Genomic DNA, 13,196 nt, shown 5'->3' on the forward strand with positions numbered 1-13,196 from the left:
CGAGGAACCGCTCGGCCGCCACCCGGTCGCCGCGGCGTCGTTCAGGTGCCGCGGAAGAACACCAGTTCCCCCAACGTCTCCAGCGTCGCAAGGCTTCGCGTCCTGGGCCGCGCCGCGGCGATCGTCAGGTGCTCGGGCGCGGGAAGCAGCCGAGGAACCGCTCGACCACGCCCCGGTCGCCGGTCACCGCCGCGTCGTTCAGGCGGGCGCCGAGGAACACCAGCGACCGCAACGTGCTCGCGTCGGTCTCCAGCGTCGCATCGGCCGTGTGCGTTGAGTCGCGCCGCCGGCGGCCGCTCGGTCGCCGGTGACCGCGGTGTCGTTCAGGTGCCGCGGAAGAACACCAGTGCCCCCAACGTCTCCAGCGTCGCATCGGCCCCCGCGTCCTGGGCCGCGCCGCGGCGATCGTCAGCCGCTCGGGCGCGGGAAGCAGCCGAGGAACCGCTCGACCACGCCCCGGTCGCCGGTCACCGCCGCGTCGTTCAGGCGGGCGCCGAGGAACACCAGCGACCGCAACGTGCTCGCGTCGGTCTCCAGCGTCGCATCGGCCGTGTGCGTTGAGTCGCGCCGCCGGCGGCCGCTCGGTCGCCGGTGACTGCGGTGTCGTTCAGGCGGGCGTGGAGGAACACCAGCGACCGCAACGTCTCCGGCGTTGCATCGGCCTCGTGCGCCGAGCGCGTCGCCCGCGACGGTCAGGCGCTCGGGCGTGGGAAGCAGCCGAGGAACCGCTCGACCACGCCCCGGTCGCCGGTCACCGCCGCGTCGTTCAGGCGGGCGCCGAGGAACACCAGCGACCGCAGGGTGCTCGCGTCGGTCTCCAGCGTCGCGTCGGCCTCGCCGGAGCCTCGCTCGATCGAGAACTCGCCGGAATCGACCCTGGCCAGGAACGCGTCGTCCCCCAGCCGCAGCGCCACCCGGGCCGACAGGTCGCCCGCCCGCTCCGCCGAGAAGGTCGTCCGCAGCGCCAGGACCAGTGCGTCCACACTCAGCTCCCCGGCCGGCGGCACCGGGCGGCGGCTGCCCCACCGCGCCAGGGCCAGCACGACCGCCTCCAGCTCGGCGCCGTGCTCGGTGAGCTCGTACACGCTGGTGCTGGCGGGCGGCCCGAGCCGCCGCCGTCGCACCACGCCGGCCGCCTCCAGTTCCCGCAGCCGCTGCGACAGCACGTTCTGGCTCATCCCCGACAACGACCGGCTCAGGTCGCGGAACCGCTTCGGCCCCAGCAGCAGCTCGCGCACCACGAGCAGCGCCCACCGCTCGCCCACCGCGTCCAGCGCCCTGGCCACCCCGCAGGGGTCGTCGTAACTCCGCACGAGAAAAAGAGTAGCTCCTACTTGCGCAGTGACACCAGTCACTCCTAAATTAGGAGCATGACGACAACCCTCCCGCAGGGAGACCTCAGGCTCCTCGACACCGACCTCGCCCAGCGGATGCTCGCCTCGACCGAGCTCGCCCGCCTCGCCTACGTCGCGCCGGACGGCACGCCCCGCGTGCTGCCGATGCTGTTCCACTGGACCGGCGACGAGCTGGTGATGGCGACGTTCGCCGGCACCGCCAAGCTCGCCGCGCTGCGCGCGAATCCCGCGGTCGCGGTCACGATCGACCGGGCAGGCCCGCCGCCGGAGGTACTGCTGCTGCGCGGCAACGCCGTGGTCACCGAGGTCGACGGCGTGCTCCCGGAATACGCCGCCGCCCAGCGCCGGTACTACGGGCCCGAGCACGGCGCCGCCGCCGTCGCCGAGGTGGACCGGCCCGGTCTGCGGATGGCGCGCATCGCCGTCCGGCCGTCGTGGGCGGGCACCTTCGACTTCCAGGAACGGTTCCCCGGCGGCCGGACCGCCGAGGACTTCGCGCGGCGGGGGCGGTGACATGGCGACCTTCGTGCTCGTCCCCGGCGCGGGCGGTGAGGCGTGGTACTGGCACCGGCTCGTGCCGGAGCTGACCCGGCGCGGCCACGAGGCGATCGCCGTCGACCTCCCGGCCGAGGACGACTCCGCCGGACTGGCCGAGTACACCGACCTGGTCGTGCGGGCGATCGGCGACCGCGAGGGCGTCGTGCTGGTCGCCCAGTCGATGGGCGGCTTCACCGCCCCGCTCGCCTGCGCACGCGTGCCGGTGTCGCTCCTGGTGCTGGTCAACGCGATGGTCCCGGCGCCGGGCGAGACCGGCGGCGAGTGGTGGGCCAACACCGGCTACCACGAGGCCCACCCGGAGGGGATGGACACCGAGCGGGACTTCCTGCACGACCTCCCGCCCGACGTGAAGGCCGAAGCCCTCCAGCGCGGCGAGCCGCGGCAGTCGGATACGCCGTTCACCACGCCGTGGCCGCTGGAGAAGTGGCCGGACGTGCCGACCCGGTTCGTCCAGGGCCGCGACGACCGGTTCTTCCCGCTGGAGTTCCAGCGCCGCGTGGTGCGCGAGCGGCTGGGCCTGGAGCTGGACGAGGTCCCCGGCGGGCACCTGAACGCGCTGAGCCGCCCGCGTGAGCTGGCCGACCTCCTGACCTCGTGGTGTTGACAGCGCTTCGAACGCGTGTTCGACTGAGTGGGTGAGGTGGGAGAACCAACGCGCCGGCCGTGACCCGCAGCCGGCTCTGCTCGGCCTGGACGGCCTGGTCCGGACGGTCGCGCCGCCGGAGTTCCAGGGCGTCACGTTCCACGAGGTCCGCGCCCGCTCGGTGCTCAACAAGGTGCCGGGCGAGTCGATGGTCCCGTTCGGCTGGACCGTCAACCCCTACCGCGGCTGCAGCCACGCCTGCACCTACTGCCTCGCCGGGGACACCCCGATCCGGATGGCCGACGGGAGCGCGAAGCCGATGGCCGATCTCCGTGTCGGCGACCGGATCCTGGGCACGGCGGTCCGCGGCACGGCCCGGCGCCTCGTGCCCACCACGGTGCTCGCGCACTGGACCACCGTGAAGCCGGCCCACCGGCTGACGCTGCGGAACGGGACGATCCTGGTCGCCAGCGGCGACCACCGCTTCCTCACCGAGAAGGGCTGGCAGCACGTCACCGGCGACGACCGGCCGCACCTCTCGCCCGGGGACACCCTGCTGGGCCCCGCGGGCGACCGCGTCGAACCGGACGCGGCGCTGGACGTCGTCGCCATCGAACCGCTCGGCCGCGACGAGACCCTGTTCGACATCACCACGGGCACCGGCGACTTCGTCGCGGCCGGGGTCGTCAGCCACAACTGCTTCGCCCGCAACACGCACACCTACCTCGACTTCGACGCGGGCCGCGACTTCGACACCCAGGTCGTGGTGAAGGTGAACGCCCCCGAGGTCCTCGCCGCCCAGCTGCGCCGCCCGAGCTGGCAGCGCGAGCACGTCGCCATGGGCACCAACACCGACCCCTACCAGCGGGCCGAGGGCCGCTACCGGCTGATGCCCGGCATCATTCGCGCGCTCACCGGGTCCGGCACGCCGTTCTCGATCCTCACCAAGGGCACCGTCCTCACCCGGGACCTGCCCCTGCTCACCGCCGCGTCACGGGAGGTCGACGTGGGCATGGCGGTGTCGATCGCGCTGCTCGACCGCGACCTGCAACGCAGCCTCGAACCCGGCACCCCCAGCCCGCGCGCCCGGCTGGACCTGGTCCGCCGCATCACCGACGCCGGCCTGCCCTGCCAGGTGCTGGTCGCCCCGGTGCTGCCCGGCCTCACCGACAGCGAGGAGGCTCTGGACCCGCTGTTCGCCGAGATCGCGGCCGCCGGCGCCACCCGCGCCACCGTCCTCGCGCTGCACGTGCGGCCCGGCGCGCGGGAGTGGTTCGCCCGCTGGCTCGGCGCCCACCGGCCGGACCTGATCGAGCGCTACCGCGAGATCTACGGCCGCGGCAGCTACGCCATGCCCGCGTACCGGCGGGCGCTGTCCGCGCGGGTCGCGCCGTTGCTGCGGCGCCACGGCCTGAACCGCCGCGCCGAGTCGCACCGCCTGCCCGCGCAGCGCGAGCCGGAGCGCCCGGAGCGGGGCGAACAGCTGAGCCTGCTGTAAGGAAAGCCTGGTGGACTCCTCCGCCGGGGCGTTCGTTAGCCTCATACGGGCAGCAAAACCCCTGCTGACGCACGAGCCGAACGCCTCGCAAGGAGAACAACCGCAGTGCTTCGCACCCACGACGCCGGCACCCTGCGTGCCGAGCACGCCGGCCAGATCGTCACGCTCACCGGGTGGGTCGCCCGGCGGCGCGATCACGGCGGGGTGATCTTCATCGATCTGCGGGACGCCAGCGGGGTCGCCCAGGTGGTGTTCCGCGAGGGCGAGATGGCCGAGCGCGCCCACCAGCTGCGCTCCGAGTTCTGCGTCAAGGTCACCGGCGAGGTCTCGCAGCGTCCGGCGGGCAACGAAAACCCGGAGATCCCGACCGGCGCCATCGAGGTGCTGGCCACGGAGCTGGAGGTGTTGTCCGAGGCCGCCGTGCTGCCGTTCCCGATCGACGACCGCGTCGACGTCGGCGAGGAGGTGCGGCTCAAGTACCGCTACCTCGACCTGCGCCGCAACGGCCCGGCCCGCGCCATCCGCCTGCGCAGCGAGGTCAGCCGCGCCGCGCGCGAGGTGCTGCACAACCAGGGCTTCGTCGAGGTCGAGACCCCGACGATGACCCGCTCCACCCCGGAGGGCGCCCGCGACTTCCTGGTGCCCGCCCGCCTGCGCCCCGGCTCCTGGTACGCGCTGCCGCAGTCGCCGCAGCTGTTCAAGCAGCTGCTCATGGTCGGCGGCCTGGAGCGGTACTACCAGATCGCCCGCTGCTACCGGGACGAGGACTTCCGCGCCGACCGGCAGCCGGAGTTCACCCAGCTCGACATCGAGATGAGCTTCGTCGACCAGGACGACGTGATCGCGGTCGGCGAGGCCGTCGTGTCGGCGCTGTGGAAGCTGATCGGCCACGAGATCCCGCGCCCGATCGCCCGGATGACCTACGCCGACGCCATGGCGAAGTACGGCACCGACAAGCCGGACCTGCGCTTCGGGCTCGAGCTGACCGACCTGACCGAGTACTTCGCCGACACCCCGTTCCGCGTCTTCCAGGCGCCCTACGTCGGCGCGGTCGTCATGCCCGGCGGCGGCGACCAGCCCCGCCGCCAGCTCGACGCGTGGCAGGAGTGGGCCAAGCAGCGCGGCGCGAAGGGCCTGGCCTACGTGCTCATCGGCGAGGACGGCACGCTGTCCGGCCCGGTCGCGAAGAACATCTCCGAAAAGGAGCGCGAGGGTCTGGCCGAGGCCGTCGGCGCCAAGCCCGGCGACTGCGTCTTCTTCGCCGCGAACAAGCCCCGCGAGGCCCGCGCCCTGCTCGGCGCGGCTCGTGTGGAGATCGGGCACCGGCTCGGCCTGATCGACGAGGACGAGTGGTCCTTCGTGTGGGTGGTCGACGCCCCGCTGTTCGAGGCGGCCGACGAGACCGACGACGTGGCCGTCGGCTCGGGCAAGTGGACCGCGGTGCACCACGCCTTCACCTCGCCGACCCCGGAGTGGATCGACAAGTTCGAGTCCGACCCGGGCAACGCCCTGGCCTACGCCTACGACCTGGTCTGCAACGGCAACGAGATCGGCGGCGGCTCGATCCGTATCCACCGCGCCGACGTGCAGAAGCGCGTCTTCGAGGTGATGGGCCTGTCCGAGGCCGAGGCGCAGGAGAAGTTCGGCTTCCTGCTCGACGCGTTCTCCTTCGGCGCCCCGCCGCACGGCGGCATCGCGTTCGGCTGGGACCGCATCGTGATGCTGCTGGCCAAGGCCGAGTCGCTGCGCGACGTCATCGCGTTCCCGAAGACCGGCGGCGGCTACGACCCGCTGACCGGCGCCCCGGCCCCGATCACGGCCCAGCAGCGCCGCGAGGCGGGCGTGGACGCGAAGCCCCCGGCGCCCAAGGGCTGACCGCGGTGCTGCACCTGCGGGTCGTCAGTCCGCCGGAGGACACTGAGCGGGCGCTGGCGGTGCTGCGGGACCAGCCCGGCACGGCGCACCTGATCGTGCACACGGGTGCCGCCGTGTCCCCGGCGGGCGACCTCATCGAGGCCGACGTCGCCCGCGAGGCCGCCGACGAGGTGCTCGAAGCGCTGTGCGAACTGGGGCTGGACCACAGCGGCGCGATCACGCTGGAATCCCTTGACACCGCGCTGTCCGATTCGGCCGACCGCGCCGAGGAAAGCGCGCCGGGCGAGGGTGCGGACGCGGTCGTCTGGCAGGAGCTGCTGAACCGCACCGGCGAGGAGTCGCGGCTCAACTTCACGTTCCTGACGTTCCTGACGATCGCGTGCCTGCTGGCGTCGGTCGGCATCGTGACCGATTCCCCGGTGACCATCGTCGGCGCGATGGTGGTGGGTCCGGAGTTCGGTCCGCTCGCCGCGATCGCGGTCGGGCTGGTGCTGCGGCGCTGGGACCTGGTCCGCCGCGCGGCGATTGCGCTGGCGCTCGGGTTCCCGGTCGCGATGCTGGTGACCGCCGGGGTCACGGTGCTGACCTGGTTCGTGGGGCTGCTCGACGTCAGCGCGTTCCGCGAGTCCCACGAGGTGGACTTCGTGTACGAGGTCGGGTGGTACTCGCTGATCGTCGCTCTGCTCGCCGGTGCGGCCGGGATGCTGTCGATGACGTCGGCGAAATCGGCCGCGCTGGTCGGGGTGTTCATCTCGGTGACGACCGTTCCCGCCGCCGGATACGCGGTGGTCGCGGCGGTCGTGGGGGAGTGGTCGAAGGCGGCGCAGTCGTTCGGCCAGCTGGCCGTGAACCTCGTCGGGATCGTGGCGGCGGCGGCCGTCGTTTTGTTGCTGCGGCGGCGCCGGGGCGCTTCCGTCACCGTGCGGCCGTTGCCGGAAGTGGAAAAATCGTTGTGGTGAGCGACGTTCGCCCGCTAGTAGGGTCGAAGGCGATGACGGTGGACACTTCCCCAGGCACGGAGGACGACCAGGACCCGGCAGTCGCGGCCGTTCCGGCGAGCGGAACGCAGGCCGTGGACGCCGCCGTCCAGGCGGCCGAAACCGTGCTGACCCGGCGCTTCGGCAGCGCCATCGGGCTCGTGGAGCCGGAAGCCCTGCCCGGCAGCGGACCGGCGACGGTGGTTCGCGCCCGCATCGCCGCGTCCCCGTTCGGGCTGCCCCGCACGCTCGTGATCAAGCACTACCCGGACGCGCCGCCACGCGGCGTCGCCGATCCCTTCGCGCAGGAGGCGGTCAGCTACCAGCTGTTCACCGCGTTGCCCGCGGAGGACCGGATGTGCCCGGAGCTGCTCGCCCACGACGGCCCGCTGCGCGTCATCGTGATCGACGACCTCGGCCGCGCGCCCACCCTGTGGGACAAGCTGCGCGGGCAGGACGCGCGGCTGGCTGAGCGCGCGTTGCTGTCCTGGGCGCGTTCGCTGGGCCGCCTGCACGCGACCACCGCCGGACGCGAAGCCGACTTCGAGGCGCTGCTGCGCCGGCTGGGCGGGTTCGTGCCCGACGAAGACACCACGCCCGCGGTGGCGTGCGCGCGCCTGCCGACGCTGCTGGCGGAAGCGGTCGGCGTCACGACGCCCGACGAGGTGCGGGCCTACGCCGAGAACGTGTGTGAGGCGTCGGCGTCGTCGCCGTACCGGGCGTTCAGCCCGGTGGACCTGAGCCCGGACAACAACCTGGTGACCAGCGGCGGCGTGCACTTCCTGGATTTCGAGCGCGGCCTGGTCCGCAACGCGCTGGTGGACGCCGCGCACCTCCGCGTCCCGTTCGCCACCTGTGAGGACGCGCGGGCCCTGCCGAGCGGCATGAGCGAGGCGATGATCGCCGCCTGGAAGGCCGAGGTCTCCGGGGTGTGGCCGGCCCTCGGCGACAACGAAGTGCTCTCGGCGCACCTGCTGGACCACCAGATGCTGCTGGTGTGGGTCACCACGTGGGCCGACCTGGGCGGCGCGGGCGCCGAAGTACGCCCGAACCGCGTCGCGGCGCTGGTGAGCTGGTGGAAGGACCTGGGAACCTACGCCGAGCGCGGGGACAGGCCCGAGGTCGCCGCGCACGCGCGCGAGGTCGCGAAGGCGCTCGATGCCCGCTTCGGGCCCGGGCTGGAACTGCCGCTGTACCCGGCTTTCCGCTGAGCTTTCCGGGCTTCCGGGCAACTGCTGGGCGGTTGGGGTCCGGGGCGGCTGTCGGGCGTTCGGGGTCCCGGGCGGCTGCTGCTGGGCGGTGGAGGGGCTTTGTGGCCGGCCGCCGCGTGTGTCGCGCGCGAGTGGCGCCTTCGTGCGGGCGTGACTGGCACTGTCGTGCGGTCGTGCGCCGCGACTGGTCCTCTCCTGAGGCGTGATTGGCGTCTTCGTGCGGTCGCGACTGGTCCTCTCGTGCGGCCGCGACTGGCGTTTTCGTGCGGTCGCGACTGGTCCTCTCATGCGCACGCAACTGGCTCGCGCGCCACGACTGGTCCTCTCTTGCGGTCGCGGCTGGGTCTCTCGTGCGGTGGCGGCTGGCGCTGTCGTGCGCCGCGACTGGTCCCCTCATGCGGTGTGATTGGCGTTTTCGTGCGGTCGCGGCTGGTCCTCTCTTGCGGTCGCGGCTGGCTCTCTCGTGCGGTGGCGGCTGGCGCTGTCGTGCGCCGCGACTGGTCCTCTCGTGCGCCGTGATTGCCGATTCCGTGTGGCCGCTGCTGGTCCACTCGTGTGGTCGCGGTTGGTCCTCTCGTGCGGGCGTGACTGGCCGTTCCGGCTGGGCGCGAGTGGCCTTCTGGTACGACCGCGACTGGCCCTTTCGTGCGGGCGCGAGTTGCCATCCGGTGCGGTGGTGAGTGGTGTGCCAGCGCGAGTGGCCTTCTGGTGCGGCGGCGACTGGTCCTTTCGTGGTGGTGGGGCGGGACTGGTCCTCGCTTGCGGGGGTGATTGGTCCTTTCGCGCGGGGGCGACTGGCCGTTTCGTGTGGTCGCGGCTGGTCCTCTCGTGTCGCCGCGGCTGGTGCTCTCGTGCCAGCGCGGCTGGTCCTCTCGTGCGGTGGCGGCTGGCGCTCTCGTGCCAGCACGACTCGACCTCTCGTGCCAGCACGACTGGCCCTCTCGCGCCACCGCGGCTGGCCCTTTCGTGCCGGCACGAAACGCCCGCAGCGCCCGAGCGACCGGCCCACCCGCGCCCGCGCGAGCCCCCCACGAACCCCTCTCAACCCGCCCGCAACCCACCCCAGCACCCACCCCACCCCGGAAAACCCAGACGTTCGCTGAGCCGTCCGGACCGTGTTACCCGGCGCTCACGTGGTGGGCGGGTCCGTGCCTGATGGTCTTCAGACGTGACTGCGGTGCGTGAAGGATTCACCCAGACCCCCGATCCGCTTCCCCGCCGTGCCGTCCGCCTGGCCGTGCTCGGCGACTCGACCGCCGTTGGGCTCGGCGACCCCGTTCCCGGCGGCTCCTGGCGCGGCGTCGGCCCGTTCGTCGCCGAGGCGCTGGGCGTTCCGCCCGCCGGGTACCTGAACACCGCGTTCACCGGAGCCCGGATGCGCTGCGTGCGCACCGACCAGCTGCCGGCGGCGCTGCGTCACCGGCCGGACGTCGCGGTCGTGATCGTCGGCATGAACGACACCCTCCGCTCGGACTTCGACTCCCTCGGCATGGCCCGCGACCTCGAACACGTCGTCACCGCACTCCAAGCCGTCGGCGCCACGGTCGTCACCATGCGCTTCCACGACCACAGCCGCGTCTTCCGGCTGCCCGGCCCGCTCCGCCGCGCCCTCACCGCGCGCATTGCCGAGCTGAACGACGTCATCGAAACCATCGCCCGCCGGCACGGGGTCGCCTGCCTCGACCTCGGCTCGCTGCCCGGCGCCTACGACCTGGCCGCCTGGAGCGTGGACCGCCTGCACCCCTCCGAGCTGGGCCACCGCCTCCTCGCCCGCGGCGTGACCGAACTGGTCGCCGACGCCGGGATCGCCGTCCCCGCACCGGTGAGCCTCGTCTGCTCCGGCGGCGTCACACCACGCACCGTCGACCACGTCGGCTGGCTCGTCGTGAAGGGCATCCCCTGGCTGTGGCGCCGCGGCCGGGACCTGCTGCCCTACGCGGCCGCCATCGTCGCCCGGTCGGCGCTCGAATCGTGGCGCGCCCGCCGCGCCGAGCCGCTGGAGCCGGAGCTGGCGCCGCGGCCCGTGGAGCGCTGACAGTTCTGTCGGAGCCCCGCATTACGGTGGAGGCGTGCAGGACGAACTCTTCACGGTGAACCCGGACCTGGAGCCGCCGCCGGAGCGCGTGACGCAGCCCCAGACGGCCCCGGTGCCGCCGGGTTCGCCCCTCGCGGTCCGGATGCGGCCGCGCTCGCTCGACGAGGTGGTCGGCCAGCAGCACCTGCTCGGCGAGGGCGCCCCGCTGCGCCGCCTCGTCGAGGGCGCCGCCCCGGCCTCGGTGCTCCTCTACGGCCCACCCGGCACCGGCAAGACCACGCTCGCCAACCTCGTCTCCACCGCCACCGGCCGCCGCTTCGTCGCCCTGTCCGCGCTCTCCGCCGGCGTCAAGGAGGTCCGCGGCGTCATCGAGGAAGCCCGTCGCCGCCGCCAGTACAACGCGGAGAACACGGTCCTGTTCATCGACGAGGTCCACCGCTTCTCCAAAACCCAGCAGGACGCGCTGCTCGGCGCGGTCGAGGACCGCACCGTCCTCCTCGTCGCCGCCACCACCGAGAACCCGTCCTTCTCCGTCGTCTCCCCGCTGCTGTCCCGCTCGCTCGTGCTGCAGCTCAAGCCCCTCACCGACGACGACGTGCGGCTGCTCATCCGCCGCGCGCTGGCCGACGAGCGCGGCCTGGGCGGCGAACTGGAACTCACGCCCGAAGCCGAGGACCACTTGGTCCGCCTGGCCTCCGGCGACGCCCGCCGCGCGCTCACCGCGCTCGAAGCCGCCGCGGACGCCGCGTCGGCCACCGAGCACAAGACCATCGACCTGCCGATCGTCGAGTCCACGGTGGACAAGGCGGCGGTGCGCTACGACCGCGACGGCGACCAGCACTACGACGTCATCAGCGCGTTCATCAAGTCCATCCGCGGCTCCGACGTGGACGCCGCGCTGCACTACCTGGCCCGCATGATCGAGGCGGGGGAGGACCCGCGGTTCCTCGCCCGCCGCCTGGTCGTGCACGCCAGCGAGGACATCGGCATGGCCGACCCGACGGCGCTGCAGACCGCCGTCGCCGCCGCGCACGCCGTCCAGTTCATCGGCATGCCCGAGGGCAGGCTCGCCCTGGCCCAGGCCACCATCCACCTCGCCACCGCGCCCAAGTCCAACGCGGTCGTCACGGGCATCGACGCGGCGCTGGCCGACGTCCGCGCCGGTCGCCTGGGCACCGTGCCGCCGCACCTGCGCGACGGCCACTACGCGGGCGCGGCCAAGCTCGGCAACGCCCAGGGCTACCGCTACCCGCACGACGTGCCCGAAGGCGTGGTCGCGCAGCAGTACCCGCCGGACGAGGTGGTGGGCGTGGACTACTACCACCCGACCCAGCGCGGCGCCGAGCGCACGCTGTCCGAGCGCGTCCCCCGGCTGCGGCGGTCGGTGCGCGGCGGCTGACCGCCCGCGGTGCCATGATCGGTGCCATGCCCGAAACGACTGTCGCCGTGCTCGGCACCGGGATCATGGGCCTGCCGATGGCCGCCAACCTCGCCGCCGCGGGCTTCGGCGTCCGCGCCTGGAACCGCACCCGCGCCAAGGCCGCGCCGCTGGCCGACCGCGGCTGCACCGTCACGGACACGCCCCAGGAGGCAGTGGACGGCGCGGACTTCGTCGTCACCATGCTCAGCGACGGCGCCACCGTGCACGAGGTCGTCGAGGCCGCCGACCCGGGCGGCGCGGTGTGGCTGCAGATGAGCACCGTCGGCCTCGACTGGACCGAGCGGCTCGCCGCGCTCGCGCACGAGAAGGACGTCCCGTTCGTCGACGCGCCCGTGCTCGGCACCCGCAAACCCGCCGAAGACGGCAAACTCGTCGTGCTCGCCTCCGGCCCCGGCGAACTCCGCGACCGGTGCGCGCCGGTGTTCGACGCCGTCGGCGGCCGCACCCTGTGGGTCGGCGAGACCGGCGCGGGCAGCAGGCTCAAGCTCGCCGCGAACGCGTGGGTGCTGGCGCTGACCAACGGCACCGCCGAGAGCATCCGGCTCGCCCAGGCCCTCGGCGTCGACCCGCGGCTGTTCCTGGAGGCCATCACCGGCGGCGCGCTGGACGTCCCCTACGCCCACCTCAAGGGCGGCGCGATGATCGACGGCGAGTACCCGCTGGCGTTCGCCGCCCGGCACGCGGCCAAGGACGCGCGCCTGGTCCTGGAGGCCGCGGGCGGCGAAGTCGATCTCGCCGGAACCCGCGCCGCGCTGGCGCATCTGGACGCCGCGATCGAGGCCGGGCACGGCGACGAGGACATGGCGACGCTCTATTTCGGCCTGGAGGGGCCGTCCGGCCACTGACGGCGACGCACGGTAACCTGACCGGCAATTCACGCCGCTAGAACCCGAGGAGGGCCCGTGTCGGCAGGGCAGATCGCCGCGTTGATCGCCGCAGGAGCGTTCGTCCTGCTGGTGCTGCTGCTGGCGATCCCGTTGATCAAGCTCGGTCGCACGCTCGACGAGGCGACGATCGCCATCCGCAAGGCGCACGAGAACTCGGACCCGATCCTGCTCGGCGCCAACGAGACGATCACGCACGTCAACACCCAGCTCGAGCGCGTCGACGGGATCACCGCGAACGCCCAGGCCGTGAGCGGCAACGTGTCCGCGCTGTCGTCGGTGTTCACCGCGACCCTCGGCGGCCCGCTGGTGAAGACCGCCGCGCTGTCCTACGGCCTGAGCAAGGCGATCCGGTCCCGGCGCAAGGGCAAGGAGCTCGCCGAGGGCAGGCACAGCCGGAAGCGGGGCCGCAAGTGAAGCGCCTGTTCTGGCTCGGCGTCGGTGTGGTGACCGGCGTCGCACTGACCCGCAAGGCAGGTCAAACCGCTCGTCAAGCGTCGCCGGCGGGGTTAGCCTCGAACCTGGGTGACGCCGTGTCCGAGCTGGCCGGCGCCATCGGATCGTTCGGCGCGGACGTGCGCGCCGGGATGAGCGAGCGGGAACAGGAGCTGCGTCACATGGTGGAGGACCGGTCCGGGGTGAGCACCCCGCGCGCCTCCGAAGGACGGCACGCGGCCCGGCGCCCGGCGCGAGCTCGCCGGGCGGAGAGCTGACGCGGCCCTGCCGCGCGCCCTCCGCCGACGCCGCAGCCCCCGACACCCGCGGCGCCCGCCGCTTTC

The 13,196-nt window shown here is 73.2% G+C and carries 12 protein-coding genes; 11 read left to right on the top strand and 1 reads right to left on the bottom strand.

Annotated elements, in window-relative coordinates:
* Positions 1-692 precede the first annotated feature (692 nt).
* Positions 693-1,286, bottom strand: coding sequence for a winged helix-turn-helix transcriptional regulator (locus ACCP09_RS12210; protein WP_433745989.1), 594 nt, complete (start codon positions 1,284-1,286; stop codon positions 693-695).
* Between the two features lie 84 nt (positions 1,287-1,370).
* Here ACCP09_RS12210 and ACCP09_RS12215 point away from each other — a divergent pair, with 84 nt between their 5' ends.
* The 11 genes from ACCP09_RS12215 (at position 1,371) to ACCP09_RS12265 (ending at position 13,130) form a co-directional block, all read left to right on the top strand.
* Positions 1,371-1,868 (top strand): pyridoxamine 5'-phosphate oxidase family protein, encoded by a 498-nt coding sequence (locus ACCP09_RS12215; protein WP_027928660.1) that lies wholly within the window; start codon positions 1,371-1,373, stop codon positions 1,866-1,868.
* 1 nt (position 1,869) lies between these two features.
* A complete protein-coding gene (locus ACCP09_RS12220) occupies positions 1,870-2,517 on the top strand; it encodes an alpha/beta fold hydrolase (protein WP_378336671.1) in 648 nt (215 codons plus the stop codon).
* 31 nt (positions 2,518-2,548) lie between these two features.
* On the top strand, positions 2,549-3,994 hold the full coding sequence (locus tag ACCP09_RS12225; RefSeq protein WP_433745898.1) for an Rv2578c family radical SAM protein: 1,446 nt from the start codon (positions 2,549-2,551) through the stop codon (positions 3,992-3,994).
* A 105-nt stretch (positions 3,995-4,099) separates the two neighbouring features.
* A complete protein-coding gene (gene aspS, locus ACCP09_RS12230) occupies positions 4,100-5,869 on the top strand; it encodes an aspartate--tRNA ligase (protein WP_027928663.1) in 1,770 nt (589 codons plus the stop codon).
* Positions 5,870-5,874: 5 nt separating this feature from the next.
* Positions 5,875-6,828 (top strand): DUF389 domain-containing protein, encoded by a 954-nt coding sequence (locus ACCP09_RS12235; protein ID WP_027928664.1) that lies wholly within the window; start codon positions 5,875-5,877, stop codon positions 6,826-6,828.
* 32 nt (positions 6,829-6,860) lie between these two features.
* A complete protein-coding gene (locus ACCP09_RS12240) occupies positions 6,861-8,057 on the top strand; it encodes a hypothetical protein (RefSeq protein WP_027928665.1) in 1,197 nt (398 codons plus the stop codon).
* Between the two features lie 1,168 nt (positions 8,058-9,225).
* On the top strand, positions 9,226-10,092 hold the full coding sequence (locus ACCP09_RS12245) for an SGNH/GDSL hydrolase family protein (RefSeq protein WP_431905232.1): 867 nt from the start codon (positions 9,226-9,228) through the stop codon (positions 10,090-10,092).
* Between the two features lie 34 nt (positions 10,093-10,126).
* On the top strand, positions 10,127-11,491 hold the full coding sequence (locus ACCP09_RS12250; protein ID WP_433745903.1) for a replication-associated recombination protein A: 1,365 nt from the start codon (positions 10,127-10,129) through the stop codon (positions 11,489-11,491).
* A gap of 26 nt (positions 11,492-11,517) precedes the next feature.
* Positions 11,518-12,378 (top strand): NAD(P)-dependent oxidoreductase, encoded by an 861-nt coding sequence (locus ACCP09_RS12255; protein WP_433745906.1) that lies wholly within the window; start codon positions 11,518-11,520, stop codon positions 12,376-12,378.
* 57 nt (positions 12,379-12,435) lie between these two features.
* The gene (locus tag ACCP09_RS12260) at positions 12,436-12,834 is read left to right on the top strand and encodes a DUF948 domain-containing protein (protein ID WP_017983109.1); all 399 of its coding nucleotides are present in this window, start codon (positions 12,436-12,438) and stop codon (positions 12,832-12,834) included.
* The gene (locus ACCP09_RS12265) at positions 12,831-13,130 is read left to right on the top strand and encodes a hypothetical protein (RefSeq protein WP_017983108.1); all 300 of its coding nucleotides are present in this window, start codon (positions 12,831-12,833) and stop codon (positions 13,128-13,130) included. The genes ACCP09_RS12260 and ACCP09_RS12265 overlap by 4 nt, the downstream gene beginning before the upstream one ends.
* The last annotated feature ends 66 nt before the right edge of the window (positions 13,131-13,196 follow it).

Source organism: Amycolatopsis sp. 3B14 (assembly GCF_050958625.1).
GTDB classification, from domain to species: Bacteria; Actinomycetota; Actinomycetes; order Mycobacteriales; family Pseudonocardiaceae; genus Amycolatopsis_E; species Amycolatopsis_E thermoflava.

Excerpts from the sequence above, each read along its gene's own strand:
- ACCP09_RS12215 (WP_027928660.1), top strand. The coding sequence starts at position 1,371 with ATGACGACAACCCTCCCGCAGGGAGACCTCAGGCTCCTCGACACCGAC.
- ACCP09_RS12220 (WP_378336671.1), top strand. The coding sequence starts at position 1,870 with ATGGCGACCTTCGTGCTCGTCCCCGGCGCGGGCGGTGAGGCGTGGTAC.
- ACCP09_RS12240 (WP_027928665.1), top strand. The coding sequence starts at position 6,861 with ATGACGGTGGACACTTCCCCAGGCACGGAGGACGACCAGGACCCGGCA.
- ACCP09_RS12255 (WP_433745906.1), top strand. The coding sequence starts at position 11,518 with ATGCCCGAAACGACTGTCGCCGTGCTCGGCACCGGGATCATGGGCCTG.